The following is an 18,888-nucleotide window of genomic DNA, read 5'->3' on the forward strand; positions in this document are numbered from 1 at the left end:
TATATGTTGCTTGATCGCATCGTTCGCGCGATGAGGAGAGTTCGAATGTTAGACAGCACCGAGGGTCGCGGGCCGCCGCATCTCGTCCGCCCTTGGGCGGACGGGCGGGGAGATCGTCCTCATCCGCTTCCGTCGGACGTCGAGGACTTTTTGGGTGTGCTGTCCCGGCAGCTATGGAGCATCCTGCTGCCCGCCATCCTCATCCCGGCCCTGGTGGCCTTGGCGTTGAGCCAGGTGCCGACGCTTTATACCGCCACCGGCACGGTCATTTACGATCCGACCGGCTATTCGGCGGATGTTCTGCGCAGCATTCTCAAGACTGATCCGACCACGGATACGATCGTCGCGAGCCAGGCCGCCATCCTCGGCAATTTGTCAGCAGCGCATCGAATCGCGACCGACCTGAACCTCGCGTCTGTGCCCGAATTCGCCCCCCGCCGCCCGGTCGCGGATGAACGGCTCTTTCCTAACGACCACAGCGCGGCCGTCGACGCGGCGGTGCTGCGGGCGATGTCGGTGGTGCCGGTGGATGCCTCGCGCGTCTTCGCGGTGTCCTTCACCGCACAGGACCCCGATCTCGCGGCGGTGGCGGCGAACCGGATCATGGCGATCTATATCGCCGATCAGCTTTCCCTCAAGACCACCGCCTTGCGCGCGGCCTACGCCTGGATGGACGCGCGAGCGGCGGCCCTGCGCGCGAAGGCGCTGGAACAGAACGCCGCCATCGCCCGATACCGCCAGGCGAACGGGTTGATCGAGGGCGTTCAGGCGCAGATCGGCACCGAGGAGATCAGCGGCCTTTCGGCCGATCTGATGCGCGCGGAGGAGGAATTGGCGGGCGCCCAGGCCCGGCGGGACGCGGCGGGAAGCGGCCGGCTGTCGGAAAACGTGGTCGCCATGCGCCTCGCCACGGTTCAGGCGCAGGGCGCGCTGGATGCGGCGCGGGCACGCCTGGGGCCAAACCACCCGGTGGTGCGGGCCTTGCAGCAGCAACTCGCGGTTCTTCGCGCAGCCTCGGGCGCCGAAAGCGCGGATGTCTCGGCCGGCGTCAATGCCGATGCGCAGGCCGCGGCCACGCGGCTCAGTATGTTGCGCGGCAGCCTTCTGGCGGCCCAGGCGCAGGGCGCGAAAGAGGCCGATGCGGCGGTTGCGCTGCAGGCGATGCAGCAGGACGCCGATGCCACGCGCCAATTGCTCCAGGCTTTGCTCACGCGCATGGAACAAAGCGCGCAGCAGGAGGCGATCGAAACCCCCGACGCAAGAATCCTGTCCAGCGCCGCGCCGCCCACGACATCGTCCTCCCCTAAACGCGGCTTGCTGCTCGCGGCGGCTGTGCTTCTGGGTCTGGTGGCCGGCGGCGGGCTCGCCTGGCTGCGCGAGGTGACCACCACCACCCTGCGCACGGAACGGGAGGTCGATGACGCGCTGGGCCTGCGCTGTCTGGGCACCATTCCCGGCGTCCGCACGGGGTCGGCCGAGGATGTGCAGCATCGCCTTGCGCGACCCGGCTCCCTGGCCGCGCGCCAGGTCCAGATCCTGCGCGGGCGGTTGCGCTTCGCGGCCGCCGACCCGCGCATCCTTGCCGTGATCTCGACGCGTCCGGGCGAGGGCAAGACCAGCCTGGCCCTCGCCCTGGCGCGCAGTGCGGCGCGCGGCGGGGAGTCCGTTTTGGTGGTGGATTGTGATCGCGTCCGGCCTCATCTCAGCCGCATCCTGATGGCGGCTGACGCGCCTGGCTTGACCGAGCTTTTATCCGGATCGCGCAGCACGCGTGAGGTCATCCGCGCCGATACCGTATCCGGCCTGTCGATCATTCCGGCGGGCGGCACCACCGCACCGACGCAGCGTCTGGCGGCGACGACCCTGCGGCCGATGATTGCGGACTGGCGCCGCGACTATGATCTGATCGTGCTGGACGGCGCACCCCTGCTCGCGGGCGTCGATAGTCTTTCGATCGCCGAACTCGCGGATGCGGTGTTGCTGTGCGTACGCTGGAACCATACGCCGCGCCGGCTGCTGGCCTATGCCCGTCGTTTGTTGACCGATCAACCAGGCAGCGCGCCGCTCGCGGTGGTGCTGACGCGGCTGGGCGCGAGGTCACGGGCCTTGCGTGGCTTCCCCGAGGCGGAGTTTTCCACCCGGCGTTACGCGGCGTATTTCCGCGCATAAAGCATCAGGGGCGCGCGTATGAGCAGGGTCATCGCAGTCGGTCCGCCGATGCCCGCCGCCATCAGAACAACGGCATAGAGCGGAAACCATGGCGCGTTCCACGGCAGGCTTGTCATCAGCAGCCCCTTGGCCAGGCCAATGAAAACGGTGTTGAGCAGGTAGATAGCCAGGGCATAGGGCGTCATCCAGTCTAGTAGCCGGGCGACGTGGCGCGGCGGATGACGCATCGCCGCATGCAGGGCGGGCAGGGCGACCGCACTCACCAGCAACATACGCGATTTTGGTGCAAGCTCCGTGTTCAGAAGAAAGACCAGCAGCAGGCTGCAAAGAAACAGGACGACTAGGGAACGACGGTGCCGATCGATCCAGACGCACCAGTCTGTATCTTGCCGCCCGGCGAAAAGTCCGATCGCGAAGAACAGCGCATTCGCCGCAATCCGGTCGCCGTAGACCAAGGCAGGAACCGGCAGCCAGAACAGCAGCAGGCCGAGGGCAACCAGCAGACAGACGCGGCCACGCCATAGCGTGAGCAACGGCGGCGTCACGATCGCAAAGACGAATAGAACGATCAGATACCAGACCGATTGTGCTGGGCTGCGGTCCGTATGCCAGACCAAATCCGACAATCCGCCGAGTAAGGAGGCCGGGGCGTGATCGACATGCATGATGGGCTGGGCGAGGTATTTTCCGATCAGGATGATCAGGCCAAACAGCGCGGCCGGCAGCAGCAAGCGGTGCGCGCGCCGTCGCAGCAACCGCGCATAGGCCGCGCCCGTCGCGTCCGCACCGCCTGACAGCTGTGCGGCATAGCCGCTGAGATAGAACAGGAATGGGATATGGAAGGCGTAGATCAGCGCCCGGATCGGTTCATACCAGGAAAGACCTGTCGGATCCGCCCGCGCGACGAGATGGCCGAAGACCACGAGCAGGATCGCCAGATCCTTGCCGCGATCGAGATCCAGCCGTCGTTCCGAAGAATGCCCCATGCGCGATTATTGTATCGGAATCAAAACAAAAAGCCTACCCTGCTATCATGCAAACGGATGCCACCGTGTTAAGGCTGCGGGCTCTTCACATCCTGTGCCTGGTGATCGCGACCTGGGCATCGGCGACCACGGCGCACGCCCAAATGATCCAGGCGTCATACCCAAAGGACGTTCCGGGCTTCGATACCCAGGCCGGTGTCTCGGTCACGTCTCGGATCCAGCAAGATACCGAATGGCAGCAGATTCTTGTGGGCTCAGACTGGGTGCATCCCGAAGTGACCGAGAGCATCAGTCACGACAGCGCTGTCCTGGTCGGCCGAAAGCCGAGTTGGATCGAGTCGACGGCGCCATCCGTCACCGTCACCTCGACCGATGGCGGTTCCACCGACGGCGCCTATCTGGCGGCCCAAGACAACCGCTATCTCGCGGCGCCGCATCAATCCGACACCGACTGGACAGCGGCGATCGGCGGCACGGTGGATGTCGCGGATTGCAAGCTGACCCTGGCGGCAGCGCATTTATCCCTGCATGAGCTGGACACCGCACTCGACGCCTTGCCCTATGATGCGCCGCTGCCCTTTTCGGTCGATACGCTCCGCTTTCGCGGCGAGAGTCCGGTCGGGCGGCTGACCGTGCAGCCCAGCCTCGGGATCACTCATTTTACCTTCGGTAACGCCAGCATCGACGGCATTTCGGCGCCGCAATCCTATCGCGACCGCCTGGTGACCGAGGGCGAGATGAGCGTTTTCTACGGCATTGAGGGCTTTAACGATCCCGATCGCGCCGTGCTCATCCTGCGGGGCAATGGCGGCAGCTACCCCAATGATCTCCCGAGCCAGCCCCCGCGCGATTTCGTCGGGGGCGCGGTGCTGGCGGGGGTCGAGCATGACGTGGACGGTCTGTGGGGCTGGCGTCTTGTGGCGGGCATCGGCGGCCGTACCTATCGGGACCCGATCTACGCCAACCAACTCGTCCCCGTGGCCGAGGGCACCGTCACCTGGCAGCCGACCGAACGCACTACCTTCCACGCGGGAATTCTGCGCAAGATCGAGGACGCGTCGGATATCGGGGTCGGCAGCTATGTGGCGACCGTCCTCGGCATCGCGATGGATCATGAGGTGCAGCGCAATCTCATCCTCCATGCCGGCCTGGACCTCGACCGCGCCCAATACGGCGGCGCGTCGGAGACCTTCCTGACCGGTAGCCTTGGTCTGTTGTGGCTGATCAGCCGGAATTTTCGAGCGAATGGCACGATCAACCTGACGAGTCACCAAAGCACCGGTGCCTCCTCCTACGGCGAGAATGTCTTTCTCCTCAGTCTCACGGCCGGGATATGAGCGGCATCGCCCCTGTGGCGGAAACGCTGTTCCTCGGCCTGTGGTTTGTGGACGGTGACGCGGCGGTGGCGGCGGCGCTGATCGCCGGGCGGCCAGATGGCGCGCCCTTCGCCTATGTCGTCACGCCCAATGCGGACCATTTCGTCCGCCTGCGCCGCACGCCCGGCCTGCGTGACCGCTATGATCAGGCCGAGTGGCGGTTTCTCGATTCGGTCGCGATCGCGCATGCCGCCCGGTTGCTCGGTCTGCGGCCGCCAAGGGTGGCGACGGGCGCCGATGTCAACGCCCTCGTTTTGAGCAATTACCTGCGCCGGGACGACCGCTTGACCGTCATCGGCCTCGAAAACGCCGGTGCCGAAGCCCTCCGCCGAGATCATCCGACGGTCGTTCTGTCCCATCACCGGCCGCCGTTCGGTCTGGTGGGGGACGCGGCCGGCTTCGCGGCGGCGGTCGCCTTCGCCGTCGCCCACCCGGCGCGGTTCACCCTGCTGGCGGTCGGCTCCCCGGTGCAGGAACGGCTGGCGGCGGCGATCCAGGCCACGGGCGCCGCCTGCGGCACGGGGCTGTGTATTGGCGCGGCGGTGGAGTTCTGGGCGGGGCTCACGCCCCGCGCGCCGCCCGCTCTGCGGCGTCTGGGCTTGGAATGGCTGTATCGCCTCTGGCGCGAACCACGGCGTTTGTGGCGCCGCTATCTCCTCCGGGATTGGGCGATCATCGCGCTGCTTCTGGCCGCCCGGCTCAGATAGAGCGCAGGCGGGCCGAGCAAGCCCAGGGTCGCATGCGGTGCGCTGGTCCTGGACCCGCCGCGTGTAGTACAAGACTTGCATCCCCACGCTGCCACGCTCGGGCGTGAGGGGCATTGTGCGACGAACGCTCAAACAAAAAGGATTTACTCGTGGCCACTGAGAAGACGCAGAATGTTCAGGACGTGTTCCTGAACCATGTGCGGAAAAACAAGACGCCGGTTACGGTGTTTCTCGTCAACGGCGTCAAACTTCAGGGAATCATCACCTGGTTCGACAACTTCTCTGTCCTGCTGCGGCGGGATGGACATACGCAACTGGTTTATAAGCACGCTATCAGCACGGTCATGCCGGGCGCGCCCATCCAGCTGTTCGACCCACTGAAAGTGGAGGCGGCGCCTGGGCGCGAGATCTTATCGGCCGACCCCGCATGACGGAAACCTCGATGGACGGCGCCCTGACGCGGGCTGCCGTCATTCTGCCGTGGGAGCGGGTGGAGGCGAGTGACAGCCGCCGCTCCAGCGAGGCGAGACTGGCGGAAGCCATGGGTCTCGCGGCCTCCATCGGCCTCGTGCTGGTCCATTCCGCCATCGTGCCACTGCGTGGCCGCCGACCCTCCGCCCTGTTGGGGTCGGGCCAGGTCGAGATGGTGCATCAGGACCTCAAATCCCATGAGGTCGATCTGGTGGTGATGGACACGGCGCTGACGCCGGTCCAGCAGCGCAACCTGGAACGCGCCTGGGACTGCAAGGTCATCGACCGCACCGGTCTCATCCTGGATATCTTCGGGGAGCGTGCGCGGACCCGGGAAGGGGCACTCCAGGTCGAACTCGCGCATCTGGATTACCAGAAATCCCGCCTCGTCCGGTCCTGGACCCATCTTGAGCGTCAGCGCGGCGGCTTCGGCTTCTTGGGCGGCCCCGGTGAGACTCAGATCGAGGCGGATCGGCGGCTGATTTCCACGCGCATGGCGCGGCTGAAGAAAGAGATCGAGGAGGTGCGGCGCACCCGTGGGCTGCATCGCAGCGCCCGCCAGCGCACGCCTTACCCCGTGATCGCCCTGATCGGCTACACAAACGCCGGTAAATCGACGCTGTTCAATGCCATGACGGGCGCTGCGGTCCATGCTGAGGACCAGCTTTTCGCGACGCTGGACCCCACCATGCGCAGCATCGCGCTGCCTTCGGGCGCACCGGCCATCCTGTCTGATACCGTCGGCTTCATCAGCGACCTGCCGACCGAACTCGTGGCGGCCTTCCGCGCGACCTTGGAGGAAGTGTCCGAGGCCGATGTCATTCTTCACGTGCGTGACATCGCGCATCCGGATACGGCGGCGCAGAAAGCCGATGTGCTGCGCGTCTTGGATGCGATGGTGAAGGAGGGCAATCTCGATGCGGATTGGCCGAACCGCACCATCGACGTGCTGAACAAGGCCGATCTGCTCGGCGGCGTCGAGATGGTTCCGGGCGTCGTGGCGCATCATGACGGCGGCACAGACGCTCTCCCGATCTCCGCCCTGAACGGCGCGGGGCTGGACCGGCTGCGCGACGCGATCGACCATCGGCTGCAGAGTGCGAAGGAGGTCACCTCCTTTAACCTCGTGCCATCCGACGGGGCGCGGCTCGCCTGGCTGTATCGGCACGGGGAGGTCATCTCCCGTGAGGATGAAGAGGAAGCGATTCGCGTGACGGTGCGTATGCTGCCCGCCGACCGGGCCCGGTTCGAGAGTCTGGCATGACGTCCTTCACCAAAGCCCATCTGCATGACCTCTGGATGCTGATGCGTCAGGCGACGCAGAGCGAAATCATGCCGCGCTTCCGCCAACCCGACACCTGCGCGGTGCGCGAAAAGACCAGCGCGCTCGATCTGGTGACGGATGCGGATGAGGCCGCCGAGCGATTCATCACCGCCGGTATCGGCCGCATGTTTCCTGGCGCGCTGGTGGTGGGGGAGGAAGCGACGGCCGCCGATCCGTCGCTTCTTCGCAAGTTGGGTGACGCCGATCTGGCCTTCGTGGTCGATCCGGTGGACGGCACGGCGAATTTCGCCGCCGGCCTGCCGCTGTTCGGTGTCATGGCGGCGGCAATCGTCCGTGGTCAGATCGTGGGTGCGGTGATCCACGACCCGATTGGCGATGACGCAGCGCTCGCGTTGCGCGGTGGTGGCGCCTGGATGGAGCAGGCGGATGGCAGCCGGCGCGATCTTCGTGTTGCCGCGGCGGCACCGCTGGAGCGGATGACCGGCGCGATCAACTGGCGCCATCTGCCCGAGCCCGAGCGGCACAACATGCTGAATGCGCTGCCGCGTTTCGCGGCGACTTGGGATTATCGCAATGCGGCGCATGAATACCGGTTGCTGGCGCAGGGTTTTGCCCATGCGGCGGTGTTCGCCCGCATGATGCCTTGGGATCATGCGCCGGGCTGGCTGATCCATCAGGAGGCCGGCGGCTATTCCGCCCGCATGGACGGCTCGGCCTATACGCCGACGGAAACCACCGGCGGCCTCATCCTTGCGCCCGACCGCCCGAGTTGGGAGGTTGTGCGCGGGTTGATGGGATGACGAGGCTGAGTAGGAGACGAAAATGAGCTTGCGGGACCGGCTGCTTGTCTTGAGCCAGGGCGTCGAGGGGTACAGCGCCGAAGAAGTGGTCGCTGAGTGGCAGTCCGCTGTCGTTTGCCTATTCGATGAACTGAAATCGTATCTAGTGGATTACATCAAGGACAACCTTTTAACCGTTGAGGAGGAACGAATACCGGTCTTTGAAGAGCGGCTGGGAGCCTATGAAGGTTTGAGACTGAAACTTCGGAGTGGGAGTTCGCTTGTTAACGTTACGCCTGTTGGCCGTATCGTTGCTGGCGCGGTTGGTCGAGTCGATATGTCCAATGCAGGTTGGCCTGGTCATGGGTACATGCTGCTGCGTCAACGGTTTGAACCGCCTGAATGGCAGATCACTCATAGGGAATCCAACCCGTTCATTCGCACTAAGGGTGGTCCTCTGGACGCCGGCAAAATTGTCTTCTTTGAGCCGTTAAGTAAGTCGGCATTCGAACAAGCACTCGAATCCTTGTTCGAGTGACGCTGTGACCTCGGTTGATGAGGCGTATCAAAGATATTTTTACCTCACTGACGCCCTAGGCCGCCTATATCGCGCTTCGATCTCTAAACCGATATCCGAAGAAAACATTCGGCTTGGCCTCACACGGACTGGCGACACGTTAGTGCAGGCGAAAACAAAAATTACTCAGCGCCTAGACACCACTCAAGCCCGACTGGCCGAACTCGCGCTGATTGATATGTGCTCAGCGTTCGAGAGCGAGTGTTTGAGACGGATTCCGACGGCTGTTGGCGAAGCCAAACGCGTCCTCACGGAGCATTATAACGTGCCCGTGATGTCGCAGATCACCAATCAGCTTGTGCGACAAGCAGAGGATTTTGGATCTCTAGACGCGCTTTTCAAAGCTGTGGAGAGCCGTCTTCGTCCAGAAGTCGGGGCTCAGCTTCGAGACCTTAAAAATGAGCGCAATCGAATCGCCCACGGGACGAAGTCACCACCCAAAAATATTCAACTTGAAGACGCCAGGGAACTGCTAAATGCGGTCCTTGAGCTGATCTGCTAACTCCCGCTGAACCAATTATACCCCTGGTCTTCCCAATATCCGCCGGGGTTATCGTTGGTCACGTAAAGCGCCGCGATATGCTTGGGATTCTTGAAACCAAGCTTCGTCGGAATGCGCAACCGCATCGGAAATCCGAACTCGGCCGGCAAAGGCTTGCCGATGAAATCCAACGCCAAAATCGTCTGCGGATGGAGCGCGCTTTCCATGTCGATGCTGGAGTAGTAGCGATCGGCGCATTTGAAGCCGACGTATTTGGCGCGCGTATCGGCGCCAATCTTTTGCAGGAACAGCCGCAGCGGCACGCCGCTCCATTCGCCGATCTGGCTCCACCCCTCGACGCAGATATGCCGCGTGATCTGGTTCTCCTGCGGCATGGCGCGCAAGCGGGCGAGGGTCCAGGGCGTCTTGTCCTGCACCAGGCCCGAAACCTCCATCTTCCAGGTCGCACCATCGATATCCGGCACATCGTCTTCATCATAGAAGGCGTTGAACTTGAAGGGATTGGTGATGCGGCTGGCGGGAAACGTCGCGGCCAGGCGCGTCTTGCTGAACAGCAAGGCCTGCACGCGGTCATTGAACCGCAACATGGCGAACAGCGCGCGATCCGTCATATCCCCATCGGCAAGATTGCAGCCGGTCAGCATCGTCAGGGCGCCGAGCGATAGCCCTGTCTTGAGCATCAGCCGCCGCTCGACACGCTTCAATTCCGGGGCGAGGTCGCGGGCGCTGAGAAGGCCGGGTTCACGCTTCATGAGAAATCTCCGGCTCTGGGTCGAGGCGCGCGCGGCCGGTGATCATGGTCGGCAAAGTGCGCGGCACCAGAATGACCAAGGCCAGATGGATGACCACGAAGCCAACAATGCCCGTCATGGCCACGAAATGAACCCAACGGACGCTGGGATAGCTGCCGAGGATGGCCGCTAGAAACTGAAGTTGCACCGGCTTCCACATCGCGAGGCCGGACAGCACGGCGAGGATGCCGAACAGCAGCACCATGATGTAGAGCAGCTTCTGCACGGCGTTATAGACGCCCGGCGTATGTCCCAGCTTGAAGGTCAGTGCCGAGCGGAAATCGCCCCAGACGCTGCGGGCGCTGAGCGGAAAGAACGATCGCGAAAAGTGTCGTGCAGCGAGGCCGTACCCGACATAGACGATGCCATTGGCGACCAGCAGCCACATGGCCGCGAGATGCCAGGCGATGGCGCCACCCAACCAGCCGCCCAAGGTCATCCAGGGCGGGAAGACGAGGGGCAGAAACGGTGCGGCATTGAAAATCTGCCAGCCACTCATCACCATGCAGACAATCGCAACCGCACTGATCCAATGGGTGATGCGAACGACCAGGGGATGAACCGTAACAACGCGGCCCTTGCTTCTGCCAGTCTGTGCCATCGACGCGTTCATCCCCCAAAGCCAGTGCTATAACATACGGCGGTTGGCCGCCGTATGTTACGCGCAAAGTTACTGCGCGAACGCTTACTGGGGCGGCGTAATGCCGTTTTCACCATAGAGGATAAATTCGGCCGTCTTCGGATCGGTCTTGGGCGGATTGACGATCACTTTGACGCCGGGCGTCACGCGCGCCGCGGTGCCAGGTGCGATCATGACGATCGGCACATTTGTCGGCACCATGATCTTTTGCTCGCCGCCCTTGTAGGTCACGGTCATGATATTGCCATTGGACACCACGAGGTGGCCGACGGTGCCATTGGTCATGGAACTCGTTTTACCGAGATCCCAGGGGTAATGGCCTTCGCCGGCGCCGGCCATCGCCGGGGGAAACACCGTCACTTCAAGTGCGCGCAGCATGCCGTTGCCGGCCGGCACGGCGGCGGTGCCGATATAGCTGCCGGCCTTGATGTCGGACATTGCGCCGGTCGTCTCACCCACATATTTCGTGTCTGGGGTGATCGCGAAGCTGGCCGAGCCGCCGTCGCGGGTCTTCAGGTCGATTTGGGTGGCGCTGATGGTGGAGACTGTGCCGCGTGTGCGGGCGGAGGCCGCTTGGGCGACGACGACGGTACCGAGAAGGGCGAGGCCCATGGCGGCCGCGGCGAAGGGTGTCTGGCGCATGTTATTCCTTTGCATGACGATAGGCAGGCGGGTGCCTGCCGCCTCACCGCATCATACGCGCGAAGGCTTTCGCGGTTACCGCGCTATCGGCCGATCGGTCGCACGTTCCCGTGCGGCATCTCCAAAGGCTTTGAAGATGGCGCTGGAAAGAACATCGTGGTCGAACCGGAATTCCGGGTGCCACTGGATGGCCGTCGTGAATCGTTTCGCACCCGGATGATGGAATGCCTCCACCAGACCGTCTGGCGCACGGGCTTCCACGACCATTCCAGGCGCCAGGCGATCCACGCCCTGCTCATGCAGGGAGTTCACGCGCCAGCGCGCCGCCTCGCCGGTCCAGCGGGCAAACTGGCCGCCGGGCTCCAAGGACACCTCATGCGCTGGGGCATATTGCTCGGGGATCGGCAGGCTCTTGTCGAAGCGATGGTCCAGCGCGTCCCCCACATCATGCAGTTTGGGGTGCAGCGTGCCGCCGAAGGCGACGTTCATTTCCTGGCAACCCCGGCAGACGCCCAGCATCGGCACGCCGGCGGCCAGTGCGGCGTGGATGAGGCCGAGGGACATAGCATCGCGGTTGGGGTCGGCGGGCAGCACCTGATCCTCCGGCGCCCGGCCATAGAGGGCGGGCGCGACATTGGACGGGCTGCCGGGCAGGAAGATGCCGTCCACCAGATCGAGGATTTCCGCGTAGTCGATGCTCTGGGTCGCTGGCGTACCATCCGTGTCGCAGATGCGTCCGGGGATCAGGATTGGCACAGCATCAGAGCCGACCGTGACGGCATAAAGGTACTTCTCGACCACGAGATGCGCGATGTGCCCGGACATCCCGGTCACATCGCAGACAAATCCAATCACCGGCCTTCGCATCAATCGCAATCCTTCACACTCAATCTCGCCAATACATAGCCATGCGCGGAACATTCAAGGACCACGGGAAAGCGGGACACCGCCATGCCTACCATACATCGTAATAGCGGAACTTTGGCGCGACTGGACCCCCGACTTGGGCCGGACACCCTTTATGCGGTAATGATACTGTCGCAATAGCGAGAGTCTCATGACGATCCTCCCCAGAATCGCGGCCGCCGGCAAATCGAAGAAGTCCCAAGGAGGAATCGTCGAAGCCTTCGTCATCGACGGTAACGGCGTGCCACGCGGCAAATGGCTGCCCGCCGAGAAGCTGTCCGACGTCAGCGACAAGGGTCTGCTGATCCCGCGCTCCGTATTCGCGCAAGACATCTGGGGCCGGGACGCCGATGAGGCCGGCCTCGCCCATGGCACCGGCGATCCGGACGGGCTGTGTCGCCCGGTCGAAGGGTCGGTCCTGCCCATTTCCTGGCTGTCGCGCCGCGCCACGCAGGTGATGCTGCGTATGGTCGATGCCGCCGGCGCGCCCTATTTCGCCGATCCCCGCACCGTGCTGGAAGGCGTGCTGGCCCGCTTCAAGGACGCGGGACTGACGCCGGTGGTCGCGACCGAACTCGAATTCTATTTCATCGAGCCGACCGAGACAGCGGGCGAAACCCCACGCCCCAGCGGCGCCGACGCCCAGCGCTGGAAGGGCTGGCAGCAGAATGTGCTCAGCCTCGATGAGTTGCACGCCTATGACGTGATCTTCGCCGATATCGCGCGCTTCGCCGCCGAGCAGGGCATTCCGCTGGACGGTGCGGTGCGGGAAAATGGGCCGGACCAGTACGAGTTGAACTTCACCCATACCGATGATGTCGTGCGCGCGGCGGATTGGACGATCATGCTCAAGCGCATCGTCAAAGGCGCCGCGCGGCGCCATGGCATGGACGCCACCTTTATGGCCAAGCCCTATGGCGGTTTCGCTGGCAATGGCATGCATACCCATCTCAGCCTGCTTGATCGCGCCGGCGCCAATATCTTCGTGGCCGAAGGCCATGCGGAGGGCGGAAAGCTGCGCCAAGCCATCGGCGGGATGCTGAATACGATGAAGGACAGCATGCTGGTGCTGGCGCCTCATGCCAATTCCTATCGCCGTCTGACGCCCGCCGCCCATGCGCCGACCCGCCTGAGCTGGGGCATCGACAATCGGACCGCCGCCATTCGCGTCATTGAAGCTGGCCCCGCCACGCGGATCGAGCATCGCGTTGCGGGGTCGGATACCAATCCCTATCTGACCATGGCGGTGATCCTCTCCGCCGCGCTGCACGGCTTGCAGACGGGCGCCGTGCCGCCTGAACCCACGGTCGGCGAGCACAGCGAATCCGGCTGCGAAAGCCTGCCGACCACCTGGGATGAGGCTTTAGCCCGTTTCGAGGCGTCCGACTTCATCGCCGAGGCCCTGGGTGCGCCGTATCGGCATATCTTCGCTGCCGTGAAGCGGCAGGAGATTGAGGAGTTTAGGGCTCATGTCACGGAAATCGAATACGACGCCTATTTGAAGACCGCGTGATGAGCAGCGCAGCGACGACGCCCGAAGCGCATACGGGCTCCTATTACGCGGCGACGGCCAATCCCTCGCCCTATCGTCCCCCGCTCATGGGCGAGGTGCGGGCGGAGGTCTGCATCATCGGCGCCGGCTTCTCAGGCATTTCGGCGGCACTCACGCTCGCCGAGGGCGGCATCGCTGCGGTCGTGCTGGAAGGCAAGCGCGTCGGCTGGGGCGCGTCAGGGCGCAATGGCGGCCAGATCGTCAATGGCTATAGCCGCGATCTCTCCACCATCGAAGGTCGCTACGGTAAAGGTCCCGCCAAGGCGCTGGCCGATATGTCCCTCGAAGGCGGCGACATCATCCGCGACCGTGTGGCGCGGTACAACATCGCCTGCGACCTCGTCGATGGCGGATTCTTCGCCGCCTTTACGCCGCGCCAGATGCGGGAGTTGGAGCATACCAAGCGGGTCTGGGAGAGCTACGGCCATACCGAGCTGGAGATGGTCGATCGCAACCGTCTGCCCGGCATCGTGGAGACCGACATCTATATCGGCGGCCAGATCGACCATCGCGGTGGCCATATCCATCCCCTCAACCTCGTTCTGGGCCAAGCCGCTGCCGCCGAAAATCTCGGCACGATCATCCATGAGGGCAGCGCGGTCACGCGCGTCGAGGATAAGGGCCATGAAGTCCTCGTTCACACCGCGCAGGGCATGGTGCGCGCCAAGACCGTCATCGTGTGCGGCAATGCCTATCTCGGTGACGCCGTACCCGATCTCACCAACAAGATCATGCCGGTGTCGAGCCAGGTGGTGACAACCGCGAAGCTCGACCCCGCGCTGCTCGATCGCTTGTTGCCGCGCAACCAGTGTGTCGAGGACTGCAACTATATCCTCGACTACTATCGCCGCACGGCCGATGACCGGCTGCTGTTCGGCGGCGGCGTGGTGTACGGCGGCACCGACCCCGCGAGCATCGAGGGCAAGATCCGCCCGCACCTGGAACGCACCTTTCCGGCACTGCGCGGCACCAAACTCGACTTTGCCTGGAGCGGCAATTTCGCCCTGACGATGACGCGCGTGCCCCATGTCGGGCGGCTATCCGCGAATGTCTTATTCAGCCATGGCGATAGCGGTCATGGGGTGACCACCACGCATCTGCTTGGGCGGCTTCTCGGCGAGGCAGTGATCGGCCGCACCGCGCGCTTTGATGTCTTCGAACGACTGCCGTATTTGCCGTTTCCCGGCGGTCGCGCGCTGCGCGTGCCACTCACGGTGTTGGGTTCCTGGTATTACGGCTTACGCGATCGCCTCGGGGTTTGATGATGCTGAACGATATGGACCATGTGCGCGCTCTTGATGATGCGCATCACTTTCATCCCTTTACGGATCACAAGGCTTTGCATGCCGGCCGCGTGCGCGTGGTGACGCGCGCCGAAGGCGTATGGCTGTGGGATGGGGATGGCCACCGCATCCTGGACGGCATGTCCGGCCTGTGGTGCGTCAATGTCGGCTATAGTCAACCGAGTTTGGTGGCAGCGGCGGCGAAGCAAATGAGCCTGCTGCCCTATTACAACACCTTCTTCAGCAGCACGACGACGCCGGCCGCGATCTTGTCGGAGCGTTTGGCCAGCCTCGCCCCGCCGGGCTTCAGCCGCGTCTTCTACGCGTGCTCGGGCTCGGAAGCGGTGGACAGCGCGCTGCGCATGGCGCGGGTCTTCTGGCAGCTTCAGGGCAAGCCCGAGAAGCGCATCATCGTCAGTCGCGAATACGGCTATCACGGCTCGACCATGGCGGGCGCCTCGGCCGGCGGGATGACGGACATGCATCGCCAGGGCGGCGACCTGCCCGATTTCCGCCAGGTGATGACGCCCTACATCTATCGCGATGCCGGCGCGATGAGCGCGCATGACTTCGGTCTTCACGCGGCGCGCAGCCTGGAACGGCTGATCGAGGAAGTCGGTGCCGAAAAGATTGCGGCCTTCATCGGCGAGCCGATCCAGGGCGCCGGCGGCGTCATCATCCCGCCCGACAGCTACTGGCCTGAAGTTCAGCGAATCTGTCGCGCGCATGACATTCTACTGATCGCCGATGAGGTCATCTGCGGCTTTGGCCGGCTCGGCACGATGTTCGGCTCCGTCAGCTATGGCATCCAGCCCGATCTGATGACGACGGCCAAGGGCATCACCTCGGGCTATATTCCGCTCTCGGCGCTCTTTGTGGGCGATCGTGTGGCCGAAACCTTTATCGAGGAAGGCGGCGAATTCTATCACGGCTTCACCTATTCGGGTCATCCGGTGGCTTGCGCCGTGGCGCTCGCCAATCTCGACATTATTGTGGACCACGATCTGCCCGAAGCCGCCGAACGCCAGGGCGTGAAGCTGCGGGCATTGTTGAACGCGGCACTGGTCGATCATCCGCTGGTCGGCGAAATCCGTGGCCGGGGGCTGATCGGCGCGATCGAACTGGTGGAAGACCGTGCCGCACACAAGCCCTTCGCGAGCGACCGCAAGGTCGGCGCGACCTGCCGCAATTTCGCGATGGAGGAGGGGCTGGTCATGCGCGCCTGCCGCGACACGATGGTCTTCGCGCCGCCGCTGGTGATTTCGGATGACGAGCTTTCCGAACTCGCGACACGCGCCGCCCGCGCCATCGACCGCACGTGGCAGAGTGTGAAGACCGACCATTAACCCTCCATCGTCATCCCCGGGCCATGCCCGGGGATGACGATGCACTACTCGTCCTGGCGTAGCCGGCTGGGTAGAAGCTCGCCCTTGCTCTCCAACACGGGATAAGCCGCCGCCGCGACCAGGTGGGCGTTGATGCGCTTGAGGTCGCGCAACGCGTCCAAATGCAAGGAACTCGCCTCGGGCGAAATCGCTGTATTGGCGCGCAGACGCTCAAAATGCGCGGCTGTGGCGCTCGCTTCCATGGCACGGAAAACCTCCTTCTCCGCCGCCAACAGCCGCGCCACGCGCTCATCCTCCGTCACGAACAAGGACGCGGCGGTGTGGATATTGGTGGCCAGGCGATCGATCATCGCCAGCAACTCAGCCTCGCCCTCCTTCGACAAGATGAGCCCGTGCTTCTGCTTCCTTGCAGCCAGCGCCAGGAGGTTCTTGTCCGCGATATCACCGGCCTGCTCCATATGCGTGGCAAAGGCGAGAACGACCGTGACGCGGGCATGATCGGCCTCATTCATCGCATCGGTGTCGAGCGTGCTGAGATAGGCCTTGATGGCGGTGTTCAGCCGGTCGAGCACAGAGTCCATCCGCTTGGTCTCACTGATCTGTCGGCGATCCCCACGCTCGAACGCGTCACGCGCGCCCAGGATCATGCTCTCCAGAACGTCCGCCATGCGCAGCGCTTCGCGCGCCGCACCGCCCAGGGCAATCACGGGCGTTTCTGCCGCCAGCGGGTCGAGATACATCGGCAGCGACGGGTCACCCGGATCGACGCGTGTCGGCAGCACTTTCCGCAGCAAGGCCGCAAAAGGGGTGAGCAGCGGAAAGAAAACCAACGCTAGAATCAGGTTGAAGGCGGTGTGGAAGTCGGCCACCGCGCGCCCATCATTGGGGTCATGCACCACGAACCAGTCGCCGATATAGGGCAGGGCGATGAGCGCGACCGTGACACCCACCAACCGGTTGAGCAGATTGCCCAGCGGCAGGCGCTTGCCGGCCGGGTCGCCGCCAGTGGCACCTTCCAGCACCGGGTTGATGGCGGTGCCCAGATTCGCGCCGAGCACCAGGGCGAAGGCGGTATCGGGCGGTACCACGCCATTGGCGGCGAAGGACATCACCAGCAGCACGATCGCGACGCTGGAATGTGCGGCCCATGTTAGCCCGGCGGCCAGGACAACATCCAGGAACGGCTGGGTGGAGATGGCGCCCAGGAACATCTTCAGGCTTGGCACGTCCTCATAGGGCGTCACAAGACCCACGAATTGGTTGAGGGCCATCAGGATGAGGCCGAGGCCGATCAGCACGCGGCCGAAATCGCGCGGGCCGGCCGTGGTGCGGCGGAACATGAGCACGCCGAACAGGATCAATGCCGGTGCGACCTCGGCGACATTGAAGGACAGCAGTTGCACGATGAGCGTGGTGCCGACATTGGCGCCGAGCATGACGGCGAGAGCGGGCACCAGATCGACCAGCCCGCCGGCCGCGAAGCCCGTGACCATGAGGCCCGTTGCGGTGCTGCTTTGCAGGATGGCGGTGACGCCGATGCCCGCGAAGAAGGCCTTGAACCGGTTGCTCAGCGCAGTGGCGAGAAAACCGCGCAACTTCGCCCCGAACGCCCTTTGGACGCCGGTTTGCACCATATGGACACCCCAGAGCAGCAACGCGACAGCGCCTGCAAGGTCCAACAGGGTGACAGGGATCTCCATGGGTCGGTTCGTTCCTTCGGTCTGTGCTGAGGATCGGCCGTCTGCGCGCTTGGGCGCGACTTGGGCGATGCGGTCTCAATAGTCTGAGATTGCGCTTGGGCACAAACGTTGTAACGATGGACCTGTTATGACGTCGCTTCGATCGTCAGCTTACAAACTTGCCTGTTGCGGCCGTGTAGCCTGCGTCCGTCGCCGTCAGGGCGTAACCTGCGTGACGGACTGTCCGGTATTTCCAATGTCGAATCCTTTGAGGAGCGTCGTCAGCGTCCTCAAAACCTCCACGCGGTCGAAGGTTGCCGGGTAGTGCTGCCGCAAGTAGGTGCGGGCACCATCCTCCTGCGCGTCATAGAGCAGCCTTTGGGTATTAGCAGGGTCGCCGGCGCCTCCATCGGAAAAGGGCGCATGCTTGAAACCGACGCGGTAGTCTTTGAACCGATGGCCTATCCGTCGCAAATCCGTAAACCAGGTCGTGCCGATATCTGCAGTCATCGCCCCGAAGGGCAAGATCGCGCCCTGCGGCACGACATGGGTCCTGGTGGCCGCAAGGTTGATCAGGCAGGCGAACTCACCCAATCGGCACTCCGGGAAGGATGTCGGAAACTGTCGATCGATGGACTCGATGGAGGTTCGGGGGCTAGGAAATCTTCTGATGACGTCGATCGCTTCCTCATAGGTCGGCTGATAATCCTCATGCCGAGTGCCATCACAGACGCCGGCAAAATACGCTGGGCAGTTCCAACACTGACCGATGATTCCAGCGCCTGAGAATGCCGTTCCAACGGCCGTCACCATGTCGCCGATGACATCTGAGTGGAACAGGCAATCATTGTGCGTCACGAACAGGAAGTTTTCTCGCGACGACTCGAATGCGTATTGATAGCGTATCGACAATCTATAATCTGCATCATTCGCATATCGCCGCACATCCAACCGCGCGTTTCCGAGGTGGATCTTTGGGACATAGTGAACGATGTCAACGTCTGGAAAACATCTCGGCAAATACTGAACACTCTCGTCATGCGGCTGTTCTTTTTCTTGCTGCATGAAGATACGTCCGATATGTCGGCCGCTGTGTTCGATCAGTGACGCGAGGGTGACGGCCGTATTGTAAGGTTTGCCATAGACGCAGATCGCGACATCAACCTTTGTCATAATCGCTCCGATCGACGGTCTGAG

Annotated in this window: 18 protein-coding genes; 11 read left to right on the forward strand and 7 right to left on the reverse strand. The window is 63.5% G+C overall.

The window, feature by feature from the left end; translation table 11 throughout:
* The first annotated feature begins 45 nt into the window (after positions 1-45).
* Complete coding sequence (locus tag QP803_RS05735; protein ID WP_284946808.1) at positions 46-2,169, forward strand: GumC family protein; 2,124 nt, start codon at positions 46-48, stop codon at positions 2,167-2,169.
* Here the strand turns inward: QP803_RS05735 and QP803_RS05740 are convergent.
* Positions 2,145-3,155, reverse strand: a complete 1,011-nt coding sequence (locus QP803_RS05740) for an acyltransferase family protein (protein WP_284946810.1) — start codon at positions 3,153-3,155, stop codon at positions 2,145-2,147. The genes QP803_RS05735 and QP803_RS05740 overlap by 25 nt on opposite strands.
* A 143-nt stretch (positions 3,156-3,298) precedes the next feature.
* Here QP803_RS05740 and QP803_RS05745 point away from each other — a divergent pair, with 143 nt between their 5' ends.
* The 7 genes from QP803_RS05745 to QP803_RS05775 all read left to right on the forward strand — a co-directional run bounded on the left by QP803_RS05745 (position 3,299) and on the right by QP803_RS05775 (position 8,852).
* The gene (locus QP803_RS05745) at positions 3,299-4,492 is read left to right on the forward strand and encodes an outer membrane beta-barrel protein (RefSeq protein WP_284946812.1); all 1,194 of its coding nucleotides are present in this window, start codon (positions 3,299-3,301) and stop codon (positions 4,490-4,492) included.
* The gene (locus QP803_RS05750; protein WP_284946814.1) at positions 4,489-5,238 is read left to right on the forward strand and encodes a WecB/TagA/CpsF family glycosyltransferase; all 750 of its coding nucleotides are present in this window, start codon (positions 4,489-4,491) and stop codon (positions 5,236-5,238) included. Before QP803_RS05745 ends, QP803_RS05750 begins: the two co-directional genes overlap by 4 nt.
* A gap of 149 nt (positions 5,239-5,387) precedes the next feature.
* The gene (hfq, locus tag QP803_RS05755) at positions 5,388-5,669 is read left to right on the forward strand and encodes an RNA chaperone Hfq (RefSeq protein WP_284946816.1); all 282 of its coding nucleotides are present in this window, start codon (positions 5,388-5,390) and stop codon (positions 5,667-5,669) included.
* Positions 5,666-6,973 carry a GTPase HflX gene (hflX, locus tag QP803_RS05760; RefSeq protein WP_284946818.1) on the forward strand — a complete coding sequence of 436 codons (1,308 nt, stop codon included), beginning with the start codon at positions 5,666-5,668 and terminating at the stop codon, positions 6,971-6,973. Before hfq ends, hflX begins: the two co-directional genes overlap by 4 nt.
* On the forward strand, positions 6,970-7,794 hold the full coding sequence (locus QP803_RS05765; protein ID WP_284946820.1) for an inositol monophosphatase family protein: 825 nt from the start codon (positions 6,970-6,972) through the stop codon (positions 7,792-7,794). Before hflX ends, QP803_RS05765 begins: the two co-directional genes overlap by 4 nt.
* Before the next feature lie 22 nt (positions 7,795-7,816).
* Positions 7,817-8,311, forward strand: a complete 495-nt coding sequence (locus QP803_RS05770) for a hypothetical protein (protein WP_284946822.1) — start codon at positions 7,817-7,819, stop codon at positions 8,309-8,311.
* Positions 8,312-8,315: 4 nt separating this feature from the next.
* On the forward strand, positions 8,316-8,852 hold the full coding sequence (locus QP803_RS05775) for a hypothetical protein (protein ID WP_284946824.1): 537 nt from the start codon (positions 8,316-8,318) through the stop codon (positions 8,850-8,852).
* On the opposite strand, the gene QP803_RS05780 is transcribed toward QP803_RS05775, so the two are convergent.
* The 4 genes from QP803_RS05780 to QP803_RS05795 all read right to left on the reverse strand — a co-directional run bounded on the left by QP803_RS05780 (position 8,849) and on the right by QP803_RS05795 (position 11,846).
* Positions 8,849-9,604, reverse strand: coding sequence for a molybdopterin-dependent oxidoreductase (locus QP803_RS05780; protein WP_284946827.1), 756 nt, complete (start codon positions 9,602-9,604; stop codon positions 8,849-8,851). The genes QP803_RS05775 and QP803_RS05780 overlap by 4 nt on opposite strands.
* Complete coding sequence (locus QP803_RS05785) at positions 9,594-10,244, reverse strand: cytochrome b/b6 domain-containing protein (protein ID WP_284946829.1); 651 nt, start codon at positions 10,242-10,244, stop codon at positions 9,594-9,596. Before QP803_RS05785 ends, QP803_RS05780 begins: the two co-directional genes overlap by 11 nt.
* An 84-nt stretch (positions 10,245-10,328) precedes the next feature.
* Positions 10,329-10,925 carry a hypothetical protein gene (locus tag QP803_RS05790; RefSeq protein WP_284946831.1) on the reverse strand — a complete coding sequence of 199 codons (597 nt, stop codon included), beginning with the start codon at positions 10,923-10,925 and terminating at the stop codon, positions 10,329-10,331.
* 75 nt (positions 10,926-11,000) lie between these two features.
* Positions 11,001-11,846, reverse strand: a complete 846-nt coding sequence (locus QP803_RS05795) for a gamma-glutamyl-gamma-aminobutyrate hydrolase family protein (RefSeq protein WP_350356067.1) — start codon at positions 11,844-11,846, stop codon at positions 11,001-11,003.
* A gap of 136 nt (positions 11,847-11,982) precedes the next feature.
* Between QP803_RS05795 and QP803_RS05800 the strand changes: the two genes are divergently transcribed.
* The 3 genes from QP803_RS05800 to QP803_RS05810 are packed head-to-tail and all read left to right on the forward strand — an operon-like array spanning position 11,983 to position 16,012.
* Complete coding sequence (locus QP803_RS05800) at positions 11,983-13,344, forward strand: glutamine synthetase family protein (RefSeq protein WP_284946835.1); 1,362 nt, start codon at positions 11,983-11,985, stop codon at positions 13,342-13,344.
* Positions 13,344-14,645: an NAD(P)/FAD-dependent oxidoreductase gene (locus QP803_RS05805; protein WP_284946837.1), complete on the forward strand. Its 1,302-nt coding sequence runs from the start codon at positions 13,344-13,346 to the stop codon at positions 14,643-14,645. The genes QP803_RS05800 and QP803_RS05805 overlap by 1 nt, the downstream gene beginning before the upstream one ends.
* Positions 14,645-16,012, forward strand: a complete 1,368-nt coding sequence (locus QP803_RS05810; RefSeq protein ID WP_350356068.1) for an aminotransferase — start codon at positions 14,645-14,647, stop codon at positions 16,010-16,012. Before QP803_RS05805 ends, QP803_RS05810 begins: the two co-directional genes overlap by 1 nt.
* 44 nt (positions 16,013-16,056) lie before the next feature.
* Here QP803_RS05810 and QP803_RS05815 read toward each other — a convergent pair whose 3' ends face one another.
* Complete coding sequence (locus QP803_RS05815; protein WP_284946839.1) at positions 16,057-17,712, reverse strand: Na/Pi cotransporter family protein; 1,656 nt, start codon at positions 17,710-17,712, stop codon at positions 16,057-16,059.
* A gap of 195 nt (positions 17,713-17,907) precedes the next feature.
* Positions 17,908-18,864 (reverse strand): hypothetical protein, encoded by a 957-nt coding sequence (locus tag QP803_RS05820; RefSeq protein WP_284946841.1) that lies wholly within the window; start codon positions 18,862-18,864, stop codon positions 17,908-17,910.
* Between the last annotated feature and the right edge of the window lie 24 nt (positions 18,865-18,888).

Source organism: Acidisoma sp. PAMC 29798 (genome assembly GCF_030252425.1).
Lineage (GTDB): Bacteria > Pseudomonadota > Alphaproteobacteria > Acetobacterales > Acetobacteraceae > Acidisoma > Acidisoma cladoniae.